Source organism: Kitasatospora sp. NPDC043950, from assembly GCF_056435345.1.
Genome location: NZ_JBWKER010000025.1, coordinates 25,122 through 45,885 on the forward strand (window position 1 = coordinate 25,122; position 20,764 = coordinate 45,885).

Genomic DNA, 20,764 nt, shown 5'->3' on the forward strand with positions numbered 1-20,764 from the left:
GCCAGCATGGAGAAGGCCGCCCACCGCCGCATCGCCGGACTGCTCGGGACGCTCGGCGCGCTGCTCGCGCTGATGCTCGCCGGCGCCGGACCGGCCGCCGCGCACGCCACCCTGGAGTCCACCGACCCGCACCAGAACTCGGTGGTCGCCACCGCCCCGCAGGCGGTCACGCTGACCTTCAGCGAGTCCGTGTCGCTGTCCAGCGACTCGGTGCGGGTGCTCGACCCGGCCGGCAAGGCGGTGGACACCGGCAACCCCGGGCATGCCGACGGCAAGGCGGACACCGCCCGGGTCGGACTGAACAGCGGGCTCGCCAACGGCACGTACACCGTCGCCTGGCGGGCCGTCTCGGAGGACTCGCACCCGATCGGCGGCGCGTTCACCTTCTCCATCGGCGCGCCCTCGGACACCTCGGTGTCCGCCACCGCGCTCCAGGGCGCCAAGGCCGACGGCCTGGTCTCCGCCCTCTACGGCACCGGGCGCACCGTCGCGTACGCGGCGTTCGCGCTGCTCGCCGGCGTCGCCGCGTTCGTGCTGATCTGCTGGCCGGAGGGCGCCGCCCGGCGCCGGATGCAGCGGCTGCTGATGACCGGCTGGGCGGCGCTGCTGGCCTCCACCGTCGCGGTGCTGATGCTGCGCGGCCCGTACGAGCGCGGTTCGGGGATCGGCAAGGCCCTCGACCTGTCGCTGGTGCGCGCCACCCTGGACGAGCGGATCGGCACCGCGCTGGCCGCCCGGCTGCTGCTGCTCGCGGCGAGCGGGGTGTTCCTGTCGCTGCTGGTCGGCCAGTTGGGGCAGCCGGCCCGGCCGGCGGTGCGGCCCGGCGGCGCCGGGAGCACGGGGAGCACGGGGAGCGCCGGAGGCGCGAGCGACGAGGAGGCCGAGGAGGCCGAGCTGCGGGAGCTGGAGCAGCGCGCCGCCGAGCGGCCTCAGCGCGAGGCCCGGCTGGGCCTCGGCGTCGCCGGGCTGGTGCTCTCGATCGCCCTGGCGGCGACCTGGGTCGGCGCCGACCACGCCTCGGTCGGCATCCAGGTCTGGCTGTCGCTGCCGCTCGGCATGCTGCACCTGATCGCGATGGCGCTCTGGCTGGGCGGCCTGGCCGCGTTGCTGGTCGCGCTGCGCGAGGGTGTCGGCGCGCAGGTCGTCGACCGCTTCTCGAAGGTCGCCTTCGGCTCGGTCGCGGTGCTGGCCGCCACCGGCGTCTACCAGTCCTGGCGCGGCCTCGGCAGCTGGGGCGCGCTGACCGGCACCGAGTACGGGCGGCTGCTGCTGGTGAAGACCGGCTGCGTGGCCGTGATGCTCGGCGCCGCCTGGTTCTCCCGCACCTGGCTGGCCCGGCTGCGCGCGGCCCCGGCCGAGGCGGCGGAGGTCGAGCCGGCCGCTGTGCCGGAGCCGGTCGGCGTCGCCGCCGCGCACTCCGAGGACCCGCTCCGGCAGGCCCAGCTGGCCCGCCAGCAGGCGGCCCGGGAGAGCGCCGGGCGCGAGCGCGGACTGACCCCGACCCGGGCCGGGCTGCGCCGCTCGGTGCTGGTCGAGGCACTGGTCGCGGTGGCGGTGCTGGTGGTCACCACGATGCTCACCAACTCCCCGCCCGGGCGGGTGGCGAGCGAGGTCAAGGCCGGTGCCGCCGCACCCGCCGCCGGACCGGCCGCCGGGGGCGCGCCCGCCCCGCAGACCGAGCCGGGCCGCACCGTGGAGCTCAAGCTCCCGTACGACACCAAGGGCCGCACCCCGAACGCCAAGGGGACGGCGACCGTCACCCTCAACCCGGCCCGGACCGGTCCGAACGAGGTGCACCTCGCGCTGACCGGCGCGGACGGGCAGCCGGTGGACGTCCCCGAGGTGCAGCTCGCCTTCACCCTGCCGGACCGCGACCTCGGCCCGCTGCCGGTGGCGCTCACCCCGGAGGGCACCGGCCGCTGGAGCGGCACCGCGCAGCTGCCGCTGGCCGGCACCTGGGTGGTGTCGGTGCAGATCCGCTCCTCCGACATCGACCAGACCACCCCGACCCAGCAGTTCAAGATCGGCTGACCGCGATGGAGCACACCTCGACGGACCGCACCACGGCGGACCGGGCCACGACGGACCGGGCCACGGTGCCGAGGCCCGCAGCACAGGGTGCTCAGGCGCCCGGCCGCGCCGGCTTCACCCGGCGGGCCCTGCTCGGCACCGCCGGCGCCGGGCTGCTGGCCGGCGCCGGAGCCGGCGCCGCCGGGGCGGTCGCCCTGGACCGCCACCCCGGCGCGGCGCCCGCCGCCGGGCCGGGCGGCGCGCTCGGCGCGGCCCGGGTGCCGTTCCACGGCGAGCACCAGGCCGGCATCCTCGAACCCCAGCAGGCCCGGGTCCAGCTGGCCGCCTTCGACCTGGCCGAGGGCGTCGGCCGGGACGGGCTGCGCGCCCTGCTCCAGCGCTGGACGAAGACCGCCGAGCGGCTGACCGCCGGGGAGCCGGCCGAGGACGCCGACAACCAGGTGGCGCTGGACGCCGGCCCCTGCTCGCTCACCCTCACCGTCGGCTTCGGCGCCGCCCTGTTCGACAAGGCCGGGCTGGCCGACCGCCGCCCGCAGGCGCTCGAACCGCTGCCGCCCTTCCCCGCCGACGCGCTCGACCCCGCACGTGGCGACGGCGACCTGTTCGTCCAGATCGGCGCCGACGACGCCCTGGTGGCCGTGCACGCGCTGCGGGTGCTGCAACGCCAGGCGGCCGGCACGGCGGCGCTGCGCTGGCAGTCGGCCGGCTTCGCCCGTACGCCCGGTGCCACCGCGCGCCCGATGACCGGCCGCAACCTGATGGGCCAGATCGACGGCACCAACAACCCCCGGCCGGGCGAGGACGGCTTCGCCGCCAAGGTGTTCTGCACCGCCGGGCCGGACCGGCCGGCCTGGCTCGCCGGCGGCTCGTACCTGGTGTTCCGGCGGATCCGGATGCTGCTGGACAACTGGGAGGCGCTGCCGACCGACCGGCAGGAGCGGGTGATCGGGCGGCGCAAGTCGGACGGCGCGCCGCTCGGCGCACCCGCCGGGGCCGGCGAGCGCACCCCCGTCGACCTGGCCGCGCAGGGCCCGGACGGCGCGCTGGCGATCCCCGCCGACGCGCACGTCCGGGTGGCCGCCCCGGCCGCCAACGGCGGGGCGGCGATGCTGCGGCGCGGGTTCTCGTACCACGACGGCCTGCTGCCCGACGGCTCGCCGGACGCCGGGCTGCTCTTCCTCGCCTTCCAGGCCGACCCGCGCAAGGGCTTCACCCCGGTGCAGCGCAAGCTGGCCCGGGGGGACGGCCTCTCCCGCTTCCTGCGGCACGAGGCCAGCGGCCTGTACGCGGTGCCGCCGGGCGTCCCGGCCGGCGGCTACCTCGGCCAGCAGCTCTTCGAGTAGCACGCCCCCGGCGGTCTCCGGTCCCGGCCACTGAAACGCTTTCCTGGCCGACGGGCGGAGTCGTTATGGTGACTTCTTCGGCAACACCCCTGCCCCGGTTCCCCCCTGTTTCCCACGGAGGCGTCATGTCGGCCACCCGCTACACCTACCTCGGTCCGGCCGGCACCTTCACCGAGGCTGCGCTGCGCACCCTGCCCGAGGCCGCGACCCGGGAGCTGGTGCCGCTGGCCTCGGTACCGCTGGTGCTGGACGCGGTGCGCGGCGGGGACGCCTCCGGGGCGTTCGTCCCGATCGAGAACTCGGTCGAGGGCGCCGTCACCGCGACCAATGACGAACTCGCCGCCGGTGCACCGCTGATGATCTACCGTGAGGTGCTGCTGCCGATCTCCTTCGCGCTGCTGGTGCGGCCGGGCACCGACCTGGCGGGGGTCAAGACGGTGACCAGCCACCCGGTGGCCCAGGCGCAGGTGCGCCGCTGGCTGGCGGCCAACCTGCCGGACGCGCAGTGGGAGTCGGCCGCCTCCAACGCGGACGGCGCCCGGCTGGTCGCCGAGGGCCGCTACGACGGGGCGTTCGCGGGCGAGTTCGCGGCGCCGATCTACGGCCTGGACCCGCTGGTCAAGGACATCGCGGACGCGCAGACCGCGACCACCCGGTTCGTCCTGGTCGGCCGCCCGGGCCGGGTCTCCTCGCCGACCGGCGCGGACAAGACCTCGATGGTGGTCTGGCTGCCGGACGACCACCCGGGCGCGCTGCTGGAGCTGCTCCAGGAGTTCGCGGTGCGCGGGGTCAACCTGATGCGGATCGAGTCGCGGCCGACCGGCGAGGGCATCGGCAACTACTGCTTCCTGATCGACTGCGAGGGGCACCTGTCCGAGCGCCGGGTGGCGGAGGCCCTGATGGGGCTGAAGCGGATCAGCCCGCAGGTGCGGTTCCTCGGCTCCTATCCGCGCGCCGACCGGCAGGTCTCCACGCACCGGCGGCCGGGGACCTCGGACGACGATTTCACGGCCGCCGCCGACTGGCTCTCCCGGTGCCTCGACGGGCGCGGCGACATCTGATCCACGCGAGGGCATCGTGACGACATCTGATCGATGCCCTTTGTCTTTCCGCCCTTTTCCAATCGTTTTCTCCCGGCCGGGCGGAAGGGGGCGGGTGACCGCACCCGTCGTCCACAGGGGCCCGCGGCGCCGGAACCCGCCATCCACAGGGGCGGGGACTATCCACAGCCGAAAGTTATCCACAGGCCTGGGGATGAGTCGACAAACCGGTATAGCCACTGCAGGTTTCGGTCGGATCATTGGTTAGCGGCGTAGAGATGACTAATCGGACCAGAGTCACCCGTGTGCCAGCAAATCACCCGTCCGAGTGCTTCAATTCCCTCACCCGAGAAGGTCAAATGAGGTTTGAAACCTCAATTCCCTGGCTTCGGTGATCGGAGGGCCAACCTCCCCTTCAATCCACAGGCACCGCCCGGATCCTGTGGATAACCCCGGCCCCGCCCGTTCCCCACAGAAGTTATCCACAGGATCCGGGCGGTTATCCCCAGGGGAAAACCCGTACCGGTGGATGAGCCTCCGCCCGGTACGCTTGGGCCTGTGATTGACCTTCGCCTGCTTCGTGAGGACCCTGACCGAGTGCGCGCCTCGCAGCGCGTCCGTGGCGAGGACGTCGACCTGGTCGACGCCCTCCTCTCCGCCGACGAACGGCGCCGGTCCTCGGGCAGTCGCTTCGACGAACTGCGCAGCGAGCAGCGGACGCTCGGCAAGCAGGTCGCCCAGGCCAAGGGCGAGGAGAAGGCCGCCCTGCTGCAGCGCACCAAGGAGCTGGCCGCCGAGGTCAAGGCCGCGGACGCCGAGCAGGGCGCGGCCAAGGAGGAGGCCGATCGCCTGCTCCGCTCGCTGGCGAACCTCATCGACCCGGCCGCCCCGGTCGGCGGCGAGGAGGACTTCGTCACCCTGGAGGAGATCGGCACCCCGCGCGACTTCGCCGCCGAGGGCTTCGAGCCGCGCGACCACGTCGAGCTCGGCCAGATCCTGGGCGCGATCGACACCGAGCGCGGCGCCAAGGTCGCCGGCGCCCGCTCCTACTACCTGACCGGCGTCGGCGCGCTGCTGGAGCTCGCCCTGGTCAACATGGCCATCGCCCAGGCCACCGCGGCCGGCTTCATCCCGATGATCACCCCGACCCTGGTCCGGCCCGCCGCCATGGACGGCACCGGCTTCCTCGGCCAGGCCGCCGAGAACGTGTACCACCTCGCCGAGGACGACCGGTACCTGGTCGGCACCAGCGAGGTCCCGCTCGCCGCGTACCACATGGACGAGATCCTCGACGCCGAGAAGCTGCCGCTGCGCTACGCCGGCTACTCGTCCTGCTTCCGCCGCGAGGCCGGCACCTACGGCAAGGACACCCGCGGCATCATCCGCGTCCACCAGTTCGAGAAGGTGGAGATGTTCGTCTACACCACTCCCGAGGACGCCGAGAACGAGCACCGCCGCCTGCTCCAGTGGGAGAAGGACTTCCTCAACGCGCTGGAGCTGCCCTACCGGGTGATCGACGTCGCCTCCGGCGACCTCGGCGCCTCGGCCGCGCGCAAGTTCGACATCGAGGCCTGGATCCCGACCCAGGGCAAGTACCGCGAGGTCACCTCGACCTCCAACACCACCGAGTACCAGGCCCGCCGGCTCGCCATCCGGATGCGCGAGGAGGGCAAGACCCGCCCGCTGGCCACCCTGAACGGCACCCTGGTCGCCGTCCCGCGCACCATCGTGGCGATCCTGGAGAACCACCAGCAGGCCGACGGCTCGGTGGTCGTGCCCGAGGCACTGCGGCCGTTCCTCGGCGGGCGGACCGTCCTCGAACCGGTCAAGTAGCACCGCGCCACCCGCACCACCCGCAACTCCCGGGAGACGTACGGCCCATGAGCACCACCAGCCCCAGCCCCGTCTCCCCCAACGGTGAGCGCCCGAGCGGTGAGCGCCCGAGCGGTGGCGACCTGCCCTACCGGCTGGTCGCCACCGACCTCGACGGCACCCTGCTGACCAGCACGGAAACCGTCTCCGAGCGCACCCGCGCCGCCCTGGCCACGGCCACCGGCGCGGGCGCGCTGCACATCGTCGTCACCGGCCGCTCCGCCGCCTGGGCCCGCCCGGTCTTCGACGAGATCGGCTACACCGGGATAGCCGTCTGCGGCCAGGGCGCCCAGGTGTACGACGCCGGCGCGCACCGGCTGCTCACCTCCCTCACCCTGGACCGCCGGCTCGCCGCGCTCGCCATCGCCAAGATCGAGGCCGAGACCGGCCCGCTGGCCGTCGCCGCCAACCAGGACGGCCTGGACGGCCAGGTGCTGGCCGGCCCCGGCTACGAGCTGCTGATCGGCTCCGACCTCCCGGTCGTCCGGGTCGACCGCGACCAGCTGCTCGACGCCCCGGTGAGCAAGCTCTACATCCAGCACCCCGGCCTGACCGACGACGCGCTCGCCGAGGCCGCCCGCCGCGTCGCCGGGGACCTGGTCGGCGTCGTGATGGCCGGCGCCGGAGTGGTCGAACTGCTGCCGCTGGGCCTGTCCAAGGCCACCGGGCTGGCCGTCGCCGCCCGCCGCCTGGGCGTCCGCGGGGCCGACACCATCGCCTTCGGCGACATGCCCAACGACGTACCGATGTTCGGCTGGGCGGCCCGCGGCGTGGCGATGGCCAACGCCCACGAGGAACTGCTCGCCGTCGCCGACGAGGTCACCGCGAGCAACGACGAGGACGGCGTCGCCGTCGTCCTGGAACAGCTCTACCCGGGCGTCTAGGCCCTCCTCCTCCCGACCTCGCCGTAGTGTTCGGCGGGGGTTCACCTCCAGTTGTAGGATGACCGGGCAAGCGGTTGTAGGATGACCGATGACCGGCGTTGACCAGCGGCGCGGTGACCGACAACGAAGGGAGTACCGGCATGACCAACGACGGCAACAGCCTCCAGGCGGCCGGACGGCGCTCCCTGGTGGACACCGCGATCGACCAGCTGCGCGAACAACTGGCCGGCGGCGTCTGGCCGGTGGGATCGCAGATCCCCACCGAGCACGAACTCGCCGAGCGGCTCCAGGTCGGCCGGAACACCGTCCGGGAGGCGATCCGGGTGCTGGTGCACGCCGGCATGCTGGTCTCCCGCCAGGGCGAGGGGACGTTCGTCCGCTCCACCAGCGACCCGGCCGCCGTCCTGCGCGGCGTCCAGCGCTCGGGCATCCGGGACGTCCTGGAGGTCCGGGCCGCGCTGGAGACCGAGGCCGCCCGGCTGGCCGCGCTGCGGCACACCCGCGAGGACGTCGAGCGGATGCGGGCCGCGCTGGCCCGCGAGGCCGAGGTGATCGCCTCGCACGCCGAGCGGACCGACCGCGAGGCCACCGTCGAGCACGACCTGGAGTTCCACACCGCCATCGTCGAGGCCGCGCACAACCCGGCGCTCACCGAGGTCTACCGCTACTTCGGTGCCTCCGTGCGCGAGTCGATGACCTCGGCCTTCGGCGACCACGACATGCCCGAGGTGGCCGTGGCCACCCACGCGGCGCTGGTCGACGCGATCGAGAGCGGCGACCCGGACCGTGCCGAGGCCGCGTGTCGTGCGCTGCTCGCCGAGCCGACCGCGGCCGTCGAGCAGCTCCTCGCGGCCATCGCGGCCCGGAAGTGACGTAGGCACCCGCCTCCCTTCCGTCCTCCGCGCCCTCTCGCACATTCACGAAAGAACAGCACACCCATGGCCGTCACCCGTGCCCAGCAGCCGGTTGCCACCACGTCCCTCCCGCTTCCCGTCCGCACCCGGCTGGCCCACCCCGCGCTGCTGCTGACCGGCATCCTGCTGGTCGCGCTGAACATGCGCGCCTGCCTGGCGGCGGTGTCGCCGATGGTCGGCGAGATCCAGCGGACCTTCGGACTCTCCGCCACCGCGAGCGGACTGATCACCACCGTGCCGGTGCTGTTCCAGGGCGTCGGCGCCCCGCTCACGCCCCGGCTGACCCGGCGGTTCGGCACCGAACGGGTGGTGCTGGGCGCGGTCCTGGTGCTGGGCGCGGGCGTGCTGCTGCGGGTGCTGCCCTCGGTGGCGGCGCTGTACGCGGGCTGCGTGGTGATCGGCGTGGCCATCGCGGTGCTGAACGTGTCGATGCCGGGCCTGGTGAAGCGGGAGTTCCCGGACCGGGCGGCGGCGATGACCGGCGTCTACTCGACCACCATGCTGGTCGGCGCGACCCTGGCGGCCGGTCTGTCGGTGCCGCTGGAGCACGCCCTCGGCGGCGGCTGGCAGGCCTCGCTGGGCACCTGGTCGCTGCTCGCGCTGATCGCCGCGGTGGCCTGGCTGCCGCAGGTGCTGCGCTCCCGGCAGGAGCGGGCGGCGGCGTCCGGGGCAGCGGCCCCTGCCGGTCCTGCGGCCGGTCGTGTGGCCGAGAAGCCGATCGAGGGCATCTGGCGCTCGCCGATGGCCTGGCAGATCAGCCTCTTCATGGGCATCTCGTCGCTGCTGGTGTACACCCTGGTCGCCTGGATGCCGACCATCCTGGCCGACCACGGCATGGACCGCGGCGAGGCCGGCCTGGTCTTCGCCTTCTCCAACCTGGTGCAGGTCGCGGGCGCCTTCCTGGTGCCGCTGCTGGCCGGCCGGATGACCCGCCAGCGCGGGCTGGCGGTGGTCATGGCCGGGCTGAACGGCCTCGGCATCGCCCTGCTGCTGATCGCGCCGGTGTCCGGCGCCTGGGTGTCGGCGACCATCCTGGGCGTCGCCCAGGGCGGTTCGCTGGGCCTGGGCCTGGCCTTCATCGTGCTGCGCACCGGCAGCGCGGCCGGCGCCGCCCAGCTGGGCGGGATGTCGCAGGCGGTCGGCTACCTGGTCGCGGCGGCGGGCCCGGTCGGCGCTGGCGCGCTGCACCAGCTCACCGGCGGCTGGACGGCCACCCTGGTGCTGATGCTGGTGCTGGCCACCGTGGTCGGCGCGGCCGGCTGGGGCGCGGGCCGCAACCGGACGCTCGGCTAGCACCTCCGCTCGGGCCGACCCCGACTGCCCCGGGTCGGCCCCGTCCGGCTACTCCTCGGCGGCCAGGGTCAGTCCGGCCAGCTTCACCGAGGCCAGCACCGTCGCCGCCACGGTGACCGCCAGCAGCAGCGGGACGGCCACCCCGAGCGAGACGTCGGCGCCGATCGCGGCGTCCCCGGCGACCGCCTCGGCCACCGACCGGCCCCACTGCTGGACGCTCAGCGTCCGGGCGCCCGACACGAAGTTGCCGATCAGCGACTCCCAGACCAGCGCGTACCCCAGTCCGGCCACCACCGCGTGCCGGGTGACCACGCCGAGCAGCAGGAACAGCGCGCTGTACGCCGCCCCGGCGACCAGCACGGCCACGGTGTAGCCGAGCGCGATGCCGTCCCTGGTGCCGATCAGCAGCAGGCCGCAGAGCAGCGTCGGGAGGGCGGCGAACACCCAGGTGGTGCCGATCGCGACGACCAGCTTGGTGGTGACGATCTTCCACCGCGGCAGCGGCTTGGCCAGCAGGTAGACGATCGAGCCGTCGTCGATCTCGGTGGCGATCACGCCGGTGCCGACGACCAGGCCGAGGATCGGCACCAGGGTGCCGAGGCCGAGCTGCCCGAGGATCTTGACGGTGAGGTCGTGCTCGTTCCCGCTGGCGGTGCCGCTCGCGACGGCCGAGATGACCAGCAGCAGGGCGGGGACCACCAGCAGCAGGAGGCCGCGGCGGCGGCCCAGCAGGCCGCGCAGGGTCAGCCTGGCGACGGTCGGGTTCATGGTCGGTCGGCCCTTTCCTGGGTCCGGTACGGGAGTTCGGTGGCTCGGACGCCGGGCCTCACGCGGACGCCGGGCCTCACGCGGACGCCGGGCCTCACGCGGACGCCGGGCCTCACGCGGATGCCCGGCCTCACGCGGACACCAGGTAGGAGAAGACGCTCTCCAGCGACTCGTCCGCCGGCGAGACGGTGTACAGCCGGATGTCCGCCTCGCGGGCGACCCGGGGCAGCAGGGTGGTGAAGCCCTGGAAGTTCACCGCCTCGATCCGCAGCGCCCGTTCCCGCGCGTCCACCTCGACACCGGTCGTGGAGCCGTCGGCGATCAGCGCGGCGGCCAGCCGACGGTCGTCGCTGGAGCGGACCAGGTAGCGGTGCGGCCGGTCGGTCATCAGCCGGCGGATCTTCCGGAAGTCGCCCGAGGCGGCGTGCCGGCCGGCCACCACGACCTCGATGTGCCGGGCCAGTTGCTCGACCTCCTCCAGGATGTGGGAGGAGAACAGCACCGTCCGGCCGTCCGCGCCGAACCGGCGCAGCAGCTCCATCAGCTGGAGCCGCTGGCGCGGGTCCATGCCGTTGAACGGCTCGTCGAGCAGCAGCACGGCCGGGTCGTGGACCAGCGCGGAGGCCATCTTGACCCGCTGCTTCATGCCCTTGGAGTACGTCCCGGTGCGGCGGTCCTTGGCGTAGGCCATCTCCACCAGGTCCAGGGCGCGCCGGGCGGCGGCGCCCGGGTCGGCGAGACCGTGCAGTTCGGCGTTGGCGAGCACGAACTCCCAGCCGGTCAGGTAGTCGTACATCGACTCCCGCTCCGGGACCAGGCCGATCTGCCGGTACACCTGCTGGTTGCGCCAGATCGGCGCGCCGTCCAGGGTGACCGCCCCGCTGGAGGGCGAGAGGAAGCCGCTCATCATGTGGATGAGGGTCGACTTGCCCGCGCCGTTCGGACCGAGCAGGCCGGTGATGCCTGGGCCGATCGTCATACTGATGTCGTTGACGGCGACCACGTTCCCGAACCAGCGGGAGACCTTGTCGATGGTGATGGTGGCCATGACGCCTCTCAAACTCCTCGGTTCATCAGACGCTGCGGTAGCGGCGCAGCAGCAGCCCGTACGAGCCGGACACCATCGCGAGGACGGCGGCGGTGAAGACGACCACGCCGAGCCCGCCGGGCGCGTGCATCCGGCCGTCCATCCCGCCGACGTCGAAGAGCTGGTTGGTCAGGCTCTCCACCAGGTCGTTCGGCGACAGCAGCGCGATCCACTGGACGGAGTCCGGGACGGTGAGCTCGGTGGCGGTGCCGATCCGGGTCAGGATCGCCACCACGGCCGTGCTGATCGCCAGGTAGCCCATGATCCCGGCCACCCCGAAGCCGCGGCGCGGGGTCGCGGCGGCGACCACCAGCGCCACCGAGGTCGGCACCAGGGAGTACAGCAGGGCGGCGACCAGGCCGGACAGGAAGTGCCCGGTGTTGTGCCCGAAGTCCAGCCCGCCGAGCAGCGCCCCGATGTAGAGGACCAGCAACGGCGCCGCCATCAGCAGGAACTGGGCGCTGACCATGGCGGCGAACTTGGCCCGGACGTAGTCGGCGCGGGTGATCGGGCGGGAGAAGTACAGCGGGACGGTGTGGTGCCGGAGATCCCGGGAGAACAGCACCGGCGCCTGCGAGGCCAGGAAGATCGACACGACCAGCACGAACGAGGACAGGTACCGCGGGTAGTCCAGCGGCAGCTCCTTCGCGCTGGTGGCGAGCGCGATCGCCACCATGACCACGGCCGGCATCGTGACCACGCCGAGCACCAGCATCGGCAGCACCTTGGACTTGCCGGAGCGCCCGAGCCCGTACGCGGCGCGCAGGCTCTGGGTGAACAGCGAGCGGGTGGCGTAGGCCCGGCCGAGCCGGGGCCCGGTGTAGCCGCGGTAGCCGATGTCGTGGATGACGCCGGTGTCGGCGGACCTGGTGTCAGGAGGCAGCGACATCGTCCGTCCCTCCCCTGTTCTCGTCGGTGAAGAGTTCGGCGACCCGGTGGCGACGCTGCTCCAGCCGGACCAGGCCGAGACCCAGTCCGGCGACGGTGTCGCGGATGGTGTCGTAGGTGTCGTCGCCGGCCAGCCGGACCAGCAGCAGGTGCGAACCCTCCGGCTGGACGGACAGCCCGGCGGCGGCCAGCCGTTCGCGGACGGCGTCGCCCGGCTCCGGGACGGCGTCCTGCGGGTGGTCCGTCACCTCGACCGCCAGGACGGCCGTCGCCTCGGTGAAGGAGGCGGTGGAGGAGGAGCGCAGCAGCTTGCCGCCGTCGATCACGACCAGGTGGTCGCAGGTGCGCTCCAGCTCGCCGAGCAGGTGGGTGGTGACCAGCACCGAGATCCCGAAGTCGGTGTGCACCCGGCGGATCAGGCCCAGCATCTCGTCCCGGCCGGCCGGGTCGAGGCCGTTGGTCGGCTCGTCCAGCAGCACCAGCTTCGGGTCGTGCACCAGCGCCTGGGCGAGCTTGACCCGCTGCTTCATGCCGGTCGAGTACCCGCCCATCGGCCGGTACCGCTCCTCGTACAGGCCGACGTGCCGCAGGGTGTCCGCGGTGCGCTCACGGGCGGCGGTGGCCGGCAGCCCCGCCATCCGCGCCATGTGCACCACGAACTCGGTCGCCGACACGTCGGGTGGCAGGCAGTCGTGTTCGGGCATGTAGCCGACCCGTTCGCGGATCTCCGGGCCCCGGGTGGCGACGTCCAGGCCGAGGACCTCGCCGCGGCCGGACGTCGCCGGGGCGAGGCCGAGCAGGATCTTGATGAGGGTGGACTTGCCCGCCCCGTTGGCCCCGACCAGCCCGACCACCCCGGGCCGCACCTCGACGGTGAGCTGGTCGAGGGCGGTGACCCGGGGGAACCTCTTGGTGAGGCCGTCCGTCTTGATGACAGCAGTGGACACCTGCTCAACGTAACGGGCCTACGCGCCAAGGGCTATGAGCTGGAATGACGAGCCCGTCTGCTGCTGCGGTATGACGCCGCGGAGGATCTCCCCTAAGGGGCGGAGCACCTCCCCCTCAGGGTCAGGACGTCCTCGTCGCCCGTGCGAGGCCGGCAACGGGGAATCCGGCGCGAGGTCCGACTCGGAAACGCCACCGGAGTCGCCGTGCCCGCGGTACCGGCCGCTTCCGATGCTCTCCGGGTCGACGTCCTCGATGTGGACGGCCTGGCCCATGCCTGACCTGTCGCACCCGCCTCGACGACCCGGCCGGGAGACGCGAAGGCCGCGCGGCCGTTCCGACGCATAGGTCGACACCATGCGACTGAGTACCGTGATCCTCCCCATCCACCGGTGGAGCGAGGGACAGAAGATCTGGCGGCGCGCCGAGGAGCTCGGGTTCCATGCCTCGTACACCTATGACCACCTGTCGTGGCGGTCGTTCCGCGACGAGCCGTGGTTCGGATCGATCCCGACACTGACCGCCGCGGCCACCGCGACCGAGCGCCTGCGGCTCGGGACGCTCGTGACATCAGTCAATCCTTCTTCATGCATCACACGCTGACCTGCGATGTTCCGCTGGTTCAGCCCCTGATGCCACTACCCCTGTGAGTCGGCGGGCCAGAACTTGGGCGGGGCGCTGGCAGGATCCACGATCCGCAAGCGGCTCTGCTGGGACGGGTCGACCGCATTCAGCGAGATCAGGCGCTGACTGTCTGCCTGGTCGAGTTCAGCCAAGGCATGGGGCAGGCCAGCGCACACGGTGGCGATAGCTGCACCGAGACCCACCAACCCGCCGTGCTTGTGATTCTGGCGGTACTCGATGCGATGCAGGCCCGACTCGGCGATGGCGACTACCTCGAGTGGACGGCTCAGTTGCTTCGTGTCATTCGTGACAACGATCTGAAAGCCGTCCGCTGCCGCACGCGCATAGAGGTCGACGTCCCTGGTTCCCGCCCACCCGCTGAGTTCGGCCACGTGCTCGACAACGTGGTGCTTCAGGAGCAGCCGCACGATCCGTGCCATGGGAAGCGACACATTCTCGTCGAGCAGCAGCTTCAAGACGCTGCCTGCCGGATTTCCGCATCCTCGTAACTGTCGACATAGTCGGCGAAGTCCGCTGCGTCGCGCGCTGCCTCTGCTGTGACGCCCGGGTAGTAGTCGCCGATCTGCTCAGGTGGCACGCCGTCCCGTAGGAGAGCAGCAACCTCTGTCGCCGGGATACGTGTCCCCTCGACGACCGGCTCGCCGCCTCGCACAGCAGGGTCAATAGACACGTGCGGCCGGGGTTCAAGGAGGTCCGGGATTCGCCGACCACCACGGTAGAAAGGCGCAAGCACGTCCACCATGTCGTGAATGACGACATTGCCCTTGCTCCGCACAAGGTCCACTGCGTGGTCCGGGTCTGCCAGGTAGATCGTGTCACCGCCCGCGACCAGCCGGTAGGCCGAGAGGTGTTCCCCTTCGTCGAGGCCCTCGCGCAACGTGCTCAGCGCCCGCCTGATCTTCTGGAGGGATGCCTCCTCGCGAAGACGGACACAGACTCGGAGAGCGACCACGTCGCGAAAGGAGTAAAGGATCGGACGAGACGTCGAGATCTCCGGCACCAGGACAGCGCCGCGCTCGCCGGTGGCCCGCCGCCAGTGCGACAGCTGCCGCAGAGTCGCACCGGACAACGCGGCAGCCAGTTTGGGCTCGTACGACATGCGGCACCTCCTTGGCTCCAGACGACAATCCGACGCTACTTCATCGTCCCGTACGGGCATCGGGCTCGCCAGCATTTCACCCGGATGAGGCCGCCGAGACGCGCCGCGCCCTCGTCCAGCCGCCGCTCAGGGCCCGCCGCCTCCAGAAGGGCGGGAGTCAACCACCGATCGAAGCGCGCGCTCTGCGCGAAGGCGACCGACTCCCCTTCAACTCGGCACTGCGCTCGATGAGATCGGTGAGCGAGCACTCGCCGTGATCCGTATCCCGAACGGCGATCGCCATGTCCTGCTTTCTCTGCAGGTGAGTTCCGAAGTGATGTGTGAGCTGCTTGGCGTCAGCCGGTCCAGTGGCGGTAAGCCTCGATCCACTCGGCGCCGTCCGGGGCAGGTGTCGGCATCGGCAGCTCCAGGATCCCGATCTCCTGTCGAACACGGCCGCGAAAGCACAGTGCGACGATCCGGCCATCCTGAGTGAGGTCGACGCCGCGCACAGTCACCTCCACTCCGAGAACCGTCGTGCCGAACGGCACCGCGAGGTTCTCCTCCAGCATGGTGAACAGACCGGTCAGCTGCTCGTCCTCGCCGTAGGCGTCGACGGTGGCCTCATCGATCATGGCCTCAAGCTCGGTCCTGCCCAATGCACCCATGGCACTACGCTAGCGGCTACGCATGTGTCGTCACTGCGGGTTGCTCGCAACCTCACCTGCCGGAGCACACGCGTAGGGTCGAGGGCATGCGCTTGAGTACCGTGATCCTCCCCATCCACCGGTGGAGCGAGGGGCAGAAGATCTGGCGGCGGGCCGAGGAGCTCGGGTTCCATGCCGCGTACACCTATGACCACCTGTCGTGGCGGTCGTTCCGCGACGAGCCGTGGTTCGGATCGATCCCGACACTGACCGCCGCGGCCACCGCGACCGAGCGACTGCGGCTCGGGACGCTCGTGACATCGCCGAACTTCCGCCACCCCGTGACGCTGGCGAAGGAGCTGATCACGCTGGACGACGTGTCCGGCGGGCGGGTCACACTGGGCATCGGCGCCGGCGGTACCGGCTTCGACGCGACGGCGATGGGCCAGGAGGCGTGGTCGCCGAAGGAGCGGGCGGACCGCTTCGGCGAGTTCCTGCCGCTGCTTGACGAGCTGCTGCGCACCGACGCCACCACCCGCGAGGGCACGTACTACTCGGCGGTCGAGGCGCGGAACGTCCCCGGCTGCGTGCAGACCCCCCGGGTGCCGTTCTACGTCGCCGCGACCGGCCCGCGCGGGCTACGGCTGGCGGCCGAGTACGGGCAGGGCTGGGTGACGTACGGCGACCCGAAGGGCCCCGCGGACGTGCCGGTCGAGCAGGCGCCCGGCGTGATCGCCGCGCAGATCGCGAAGCTGACGGCCGCCTGCGAGGCACGGGGCCGGGACGCCGGCGAGCTGGAGAAGGTGCTGCTCCAGGGCTCGACCGCCGAGAAGCCTCTGCAGTCGCTGGACGCCTTCGTGGACTGGGCCGGCACCTACCGCGACCTGGGCATCACCGAGTTGGTGATCCACTGGCCCGTCCCGGACTCGATCTTCGAGAACGACCTCGCCGTCTTCGAGAGGATCGCCACCGAGGGCCTCGCCCAGCTGGCCTGATCAAGGATTCGCTTCCCGTGGTTCGCGCCGCCGACCCACGCGAAGCAACCAGTCCGCCGGCGGCCGACGGGCCGTTGGCGGACTAGCGGCGACACTCAGCCGTCTCGGCCCTGGGCGACCACGCACTCCGTTCCGTCGGGCGTCGCGCCGACGCCCGGCGTCGGCCCACTCGGTCGGCCTTCTTGTTGCCGGGATCACGGTACCCAGACGCGTGCCGTCGACCCTGCGTTTTCACTCCGGCAGGTGAGGTTTCGAGCGACCCTCGGCGACGGCGCCCTCACGACCGCTACCGTGGCGCCATGGGTGCAGCGGGCAGGGCGGGCCGAGCTTTTGGCCGTGCTGGATGAGGGCCACCGTCGATGCCCACGGCGAGAGCCGAGCAACTCACACATCACTACTTCGGAACCGGCTTGTGGGGAGAGCAGGACATGGCGATCGCCGTTCGAGGCGCGGATCACGGCGAGCGCTCGCTCACCGACCTGATCGAGCGCTGTGCCGAGTTGAAGGGGGAGCTGGTCGCCTTCGCGCAGAGTGCGCGCTTCGACCGGTGGTTGACTCCCCTGCTGCTGGAGGCGGCCGGGCCCGAACGGCTGCTGGACGAGGGTGAGGCGGTCCGGATCACCGACCACTTCATCCTGCGCTTCCGCCTGCCGGACGGTTCGACGGTGGTGGACCGGTTCGTCGGTGGGCGGCGGGACCTGGACGGGATCGACCGGGAGATGCTGCTCGGCTGGCGGGACCCGGTCGAGGGGATCTTCGAGATCCGCCGCAAGGACGGGGATGCCCTCGTCCTGCTGAACCTGATCGACGACCTGGAGTACCGCACGTACTCGAACGCCGGACGGGCTGCTTTCCGGGGAGTGACGAAGGGAGGGTTCCTCCACGCCTGCCTGGTGCCGGTCTTCTCGGCCGACGGGACGTGGCTGATCTCCGGGGCGATGTCGTTCTACCCCAGGTCCAGCGCCACCGAGATCGCCCGGGCCGCACTCCAACTGGCCACCAGCCACCCCGAACTGGTCTTCCGCAACCCCGAGAAGATCGAGCAGGGATGGGAGTCGATGCGGGCGGACCGGGACGCGTTCGTCGAGTTCTTCGGCGGCGACGAACTGGTCCTTCCGCCCGCCGAAACCGAGGAACGGCTCAACGCCTACTACCGACACCGGCAGGAGGACACCGCCGCCGGGCGTCCCGACCGCGCCCGGGGCAGGCGGCTCCCGGGCCTCGACTTTCCGGCTTTCGAGCTGCCGCGGGACCTCGCGGACGCGGACACCATCGGAGTCATCTACGACGAGGTCGACGGGCTCAACTTCTACGCGGACTACGGGCTGTTGCGGGAGCTCTTCGCCGACCCCTCCCTCACGGGTCGCAAACCGCACCAGGACCTGCTGCGCACGTACCTGCGCGAGCAGTCGATCACGCCACTGCCGATCCGGCGACTGGCCACCGCCCACCCGGAGACCGCCGACTCGGTGTTCCGGAAGCTGCTGCGGAAACCCGGGTTCGCCTGGAGCGAGCACGGCGAGGAACTGTTGCGCCGACGCAAGCCCTGGTACTACGCGCAGGAGCCCCGGCCCGGCGTCTCCGTCGTCGGCGAGCGCCTCGGCGAACTGGCGGCCGGCGGGCGACGGCAGCGGTTCACCAGCGCACGGCGCGTGCCGGGCCAACCCCATCGCCCCTAGCCACGAACGCCGAGAACGCCGTGGCCGCCGTGGCCGCCGCCGTCAGAAGGCCGACGCCCGGTCAGAGCTGGCGCACGACGGGGAGGGTGGCCGTGCCGCGCTGGCGGGCGTCGCGGCGGGCGAGGCCGGGGGAGTTGCCGGTGCCGAGGATCCGGCCGTCGGCGATCGCGATCCAGGTGCCCGGTGCCAGCCCGGTGGGCGGGGTGAGGGACAGGGCCGACGTCACGGCGTGGTCCGGCTGGAGGCGGTCGGGGCGTGGGGCCGGCGACGCGGTGCCGGCGCGCCAGCGGGCCGTCGTCCGCTCGCCGCCCAGCCGGCGCGACCACACCACGTGCTGCACCACGATCAGGGGGCCGAGCACGGTCAGCAGGGGGAAGCCCGCCGTCAGCGCGCCCAGGGCGAACAGCGCGCTGACCGCGCTGGTCACGACCACTCCGACGACCGCCGCCAGCAACGCGGCCGTCCGCCCGAACGCCTTGGCGGCGACCAGGGGGAACAGCACGAGGAGCAGCAGGTCGCCGAGGCCCACGGCGACCGGCGGGCTGCCGCCCGTCAGGACGAGCATCGGGGCGAACGGCCTTCCCTGGACCTGGGTGACGAAGTTCGCGGTGACCTGCGTCAGGGTGGTCGCGACCAGGTCGTAGCAGGACAGGACGGCGGCCAGGCCGGCCGCGTGCGCCGATCGCATTCCGCTCTGCGTCCACAGGTTGGCCACGCCCACCACCGCGACGGCGAGCATCACGTCGGTGCAGGCGCGCACCGCGACGGGGTGGCCGCTGCACGCCGCCGTGGCTCCGGCGGCCACGAGCGCGAGGCCCCAGGCCCAGCGGCCGGAGCAGACCGGCGCCAGGGTGAACTGCACCGCCAGGCAGAGCACCAGGCCGAACAGCGCCGAGACGACCACGCCCGGCAGCTCGAGGTAGAGCAGCGGGGCCAGCACGACGCCGACGCACAGGACGGCGATGTCGCCGGAGGTGTAGACGCCCACCGGAGGCCTGGGCATCCGCACGCGGACCAGGTACCCTCCGGCCGCGGCCATCAGCAGGGCCACGCAGCAACTCAGGGCGATGAGGGGGATCGCGTTCATGCGCCGCTCCCGGCCCGGACGCCGACCGGACGGGCCGACTCGAAGGTGTGTTCCCGCAGGTCCGCGCGGACCGGACTGGACGGCGGCAGTTTCGACCGGTCGTCGTGGAGCACGATGCCGGCCAGCGGCAGCCCCGCCGCCGACGCCCGCTCCTCCAGCCTGCGGCGCAGTGTCGCCGCGGGCAGCGCCCGGACCAGGAGGTGCAGCAGCGCACCGCCGTCCGGCTCCTCGGTCAGCGTGTACCTGGCCGGCAGCGGCACGTCCGGCTCCCCCTCGACCAGGTCGAGGACGTCCCTGGTCGGCACGGAGGCGCTGAGCGGCCCCGACCAGCGGCCCAGGACGGCGGACGTGGCCGGCAGGTGCGCCCACTCGCACCCCGTCCCGCCGACGGGCAGCCGGACCAGGTCGCCGGTGGCGTACCGCAGCAGCAGGGTGCACTCCCGGTAGGGCACGAAGGGGGTGTGCACCAGCATCCCGACCTCCCCCGGCGCGGTCGGCTCCCAGGTCTGCGGGTCGAGCACCTCCAGGTGCCCGAACTCGGTGGTGTGGTGCAGATGCCCCTGGGAGCACGGCGTGCCGCCCGAGGGGAGCGTCTCCGTCATCAGGTAGGACGTGGACAACGGTGCCCCGAACGCCGCTTCGGCCCGCTCCCGCAGGGGGGCCGACAGCACCTCGCCGCCCACCCCGATGCTCTCCAGCCCGAAGTCCGCGGACCGCCACCCGCCCTGTTCGGCCTCCTGCACGAGCGCGGAGAGGTACGACGCGGAGGCGGTGAGGTGGGTGATCTGCGGGGCCTTGCCGGGCAGGCCGAGCGGTGCGGCGAGGCGTTCCAGGGCGAGCGCGGGGTCGATCGTCCCGAACTGGACGAACGAGGCGCCGACCCGGGTGGTGGACTCCTCGGCGACGACCAGTGGCAGGGTGGCCCTGGAGCAGCCCGCGTAGGCCACGGTGTGCCGGGGGCGCAGCCCAAGGGTCAGGGCCGCCGAGATGGTGCTGAGGGCGATCGTGGTCTCCAACTCGGTCCGGGAGTACCAGACCGCGGTCGGGGTGCCGCTGGTGCCGGTGGTCAGCGCCATCAGGGCGGGCGTGGCGGCGGCGGAGACGAACGCGGCGGGCAGGCCGCGCAGGGCCGCCTTCGGGGTGACGGGCACCCGCGACCAGGTCTCCGTGTCGAGCGTCTCGGGGTCGATCCCGAGGTCGTCGAAGGTCCGCCGGTAGTAGGCCGTGTGGCGGACGGCGGCGCGCGCGGTGGCCCGCAGGCTCCGCCGGGTGACCGTGCGCCGCACCTCCGGGTCGACCTGACCGGCCTGCCCCGGCAGCAGCGCCGAGTCCGCGCCCGGTTCGCCGAACTCGGCGAGCGTGCGGACCATGTCGTCGGCGATCCGCCCGAGGTCCTGGGGCCGGATCCTGCGGTTGAGCAGGATCGATGCGCCGTACCGGAGTTGACTCACCGCAGTGCCGAACACGAGACCTCCTGGAACCTGGGCCGGGGATGCTCACCCCGGCCCAGGCCGGGACGACTCGGTCAGGCCATGTGGGCGAACATGGCGGCGGTGAGGGTGCTCAGG

The 20,764-nt window shown here is 72.5% G+C and carries 18 protein-coding genes and 1 pseudogene; 10 read left to right on the forward strand and 9 right to left on the reverse strand.

All coding sequences use genetic code 11. From position 1 onward, the window contains the following. Positions 1 to 6: 6 nt before the first annotated feature. The 7 genes from AC07BF_RS18305 (at position 7) to AC07BF_RS18335 (ending at position 9,377) form a co-directional block, all read left to right on the forward strand. Positions 7 to 2,031 (forward strand): copper resistance CopC/CopD family protein, encoded by a 2,025-nt coding sequence (locus tag AC07BF_RS18305; protein ID WP_363581476.1) that lies wholly within the window; start codon positions 7 to 9, stop codon positions 2,029 to 2,031. Between the two features lie 5 nt (positions 2,032 to 2,036). Then, positions 2,037 to 3,374: an iron uptake transporter deferrochelatase/peroxidase subunit gene (gene efeB / locus AC07BF_RS18310; protein ID WP_363628056.1), complete on the forward strand. Its 1,338-nt coding sequence runs from the start codon at positions 2,037 to 2,039 to the stop codon at positions 3,372 to 3,374. Positions 3,375 to 3,499: 125 nt separating this feature from the next. Next, entirely contained in the window at positions 3,500 to 4,435 is a 936-nt protein-coding gene (gene pheA / locus AC07BF_RS18315; protein ID WP_363581480.1) for a prephenate dehydratase, read from the forward strand. A 537-nt stretch (positions 4,436 to 4,972) separates the two neighbouring features. Next, on the forward strand, positions 4,973 to 6,247 hold the full coding sequence (serS, locus tag AC07BF_RS18320) for a serine--tRNA ligase (protein ID WP_363581482.1): 1,275 nt from the start codon (positions 4,973 to 4,975) through the stop codon (positions 6,245 to 6,247). Between the two features lie 47 nt (positions 6,248 to 6,294). Next, positions 6,295 to 7,170, forward strand: a complete 876-nt coding sequence (locus AC07BF_RS18325; RefSeq protein ID WP_363581484.1) for an HAD family hydrolase — start codon at positions 6,295 to 6,297, stop codon at positions 7,168 to 7,170. A 140-nt stretch (positions 7,171 to 7,310) separates the two neighbouring features. Further along, a complete protein-coding gene (locus tag AC07BF_RS18330) occupies positions 7,311 to 8,042 on the forward strand; it encodes a FadR/GntR family transcriptional regulator (protein ID WP_063351236.1) in 732 nt (243 codons plus the stop codon). A gap of 66 nt (positions 8,043 to 8,108) precedes the next feature. Then, positions 8,109 to 9,377 carry a CynX/NimT family MFS transporter gene (locus tag AC07BF_RS18335; protein WP_478333592.1) on the forward strand — a complete coding sequence of 423 codons (1,269 nt, stop codon included), beginning with the start codon at positions 8,109 to 8,111 and terminating at the stop codon, positions 9,375 to 9,377. 48 nt (positions 9,378 to 9,425) lie between these two features. On the opposite strand, the gene AC07BF_RS18340 is transcribed toward AC07BF_RS18335, so the two are convergent. From AC07BF_RS18340 to AC07BF_RS18355, 4 genes are all read right to left on the reverse strand, one after another. Then, the gene (locus AC07BF_RS18340) at positions 9,426 to 10,145 is read right to left on the reverse strand and encodes an ABC transporter permease (RefSeq protein WP_063348377.1); all 720 of its coding nucleotides are present in this window, start codon (positions 10,143 to 10,145) and stop codon (positions 9,426 to 9,428) included. Positions 10,146 to 10,275: 130 nt separating this feature from the next. Further along, positions 10,276 to 11,193 carry an ABC transporter ATP-binding protein gene (locus tag AC07BF_RS18345; RefSeq protein ID WP_363621121.1) on the reverse strand — a complete coding sequence of 306 codons (918 nt, stop codon included), beginning with the start codon at positions 11,191 to 11,193 and terminating at the stop codon, positions 10,276 to 10,278. Positions 11,194 to 11,218: 25 nt separating this feature from the next. Then, positions 11,219 to 12,121: an ABC transporter permease gene (locus AC07BF_RS18350; protein WP_400804438.1), complete on the reverse strand. Its 903-nt coding sequence runs from the start codon at positions 12,119 to 12,121 to the stop codon at positions 11,219 to 11,221. Further along, complete coding sequence (locus tag AC07BF_RS18355; RefSeq protein WP_363581494.1) at positions 12,105 to 13,067, reverse strand: ABC transporter ATP-binding protein; 963 nt, start codon at positions 13,065 to 13,067, stop codon at positions 12,105 to 12,107. The genes AC07BF_RS18350 and AC07BF_RS18355 overlap by 17 nt, the downstream gene beginning before the upstream one ends. Positions 13,068 to 13,422: 355 nt before the next feature. On the opposite strand from AC07BF_RS18355, the pseudogene AC07BF_RS18360 reads away from it, so the two are divergent. Beyond that, positions 13,423 to 13,644: pseudogene (locus AC07BF_RS18360) on the forward strand (LLM class flavin-dependent oxidoreductase); the annotation flags it as partial. Between the two features lie 59 nt (positions 13,645 to 13,703). Here the strand turns inward: AC07BF_RS18360 and AC07BF_RS18365 are convergent. From AC07BF_RS18365 to AC07BF_RS18375, 3 genes are all read right to left on the reverse strand, one after another. Beyond that, a complete protein-coding gene (locus AC07BF_RS18365; protein ID WP_478333593.1) occupies positions 13,704 to 14,165 on the reverse strand; it encodes a PIN-like domain-containing protein in 462 nt (153 codons plus the stop codon). After that, entirely contained in the window at positions 14,162 to 14,809 is a 648-nt protein-coding gene (locus AC07BF_RS18370; RefSeq protein ID WP_363581498.1) for a DUF433 domain-containing protein, read from the reverse strand. The genes AC07BF_RS18365 and AC07BF_RS18370 overlap by 4 nt, the downstream gene beginning before the upstream one ends. 335 nt (positions 14,810 to 15,144) lie before the next feature. Continuing rightward, positions 15,145 to 15,423, reverse strand: coding sequence for a hypothetical protein (locus AC07BF_RS18375; protein WP_478333594.1), 279 nt, complete (start codon positions 15,421 to 15,423; stop codon positions 15,145 to 15,147). Between the two features lie 119 nt (positions 15,424 to 15,542). Here AC07BF_RS18375 and AC07BF_RS18380 point away from each other — a divergent pair, with 119 nt between their 5' ends. After that, entirely contained in the window at positions 15,543 to 16,430 is an 888-nt protein-coding gene (locus AC07BF_RS18380) for an LLM class flavin-dependent oxidoreductase (RefSeq protein WP_363581504.1), read from the forward strand. Positions 16,431 to 16,858: 428 nt separating this feature from the next. Beyond that, positions 16,859 to 18,109, forward strand: a complete 1,251-nt coding sequence (locus AC07BF_RS18385) for a hypothetical protein (RefSeq protein ID WP_478333595.1) — start codon at positions 16,859 to 16,861, stop codon at positions 18,107 to 18,109. 61 nt (positions 18,110 to 18,170) lie between these two features. On the opposite strand, the gene AC07BF_RS18390 is transcribed toward AC07BF_RS18385, so the two are convergent. Together AC07BF_RS18390 and AC07BF_RS18395 are read right to left on the reverse strand one after the other, a co-directional pair. Continuing rightward, positions 18,171 to 19,196: a hypothetical protein gene (locus tag AC07BF_RS18390; protein ID WP_363581508.1), complete on the reverse strand. Its 1,026-nt coding sequence runs from the start codon at positions 19,194 to 19,196 to the stop codon at positions 18,171 to 18,173. Beyond that, on the reverse strand, positions 19,193 to 20,662 hold the full coding sequence (locus tag AC07BF_RS18395; protein WP_478333596.1) for a phenylacetate--CoA ligase family protein: 1,470 nt from the start codon (positions 20,660 to 20,662) through the stop codon (positions 19,193 to 19,195). The genes AC07BF_RS18390 and AC07BF_RS18395 overlap by 4 nt, the downstream gene beginning before the upstream one ends. Positions 20,663 to 20,764: the final 102 nt, after the last annotated feature.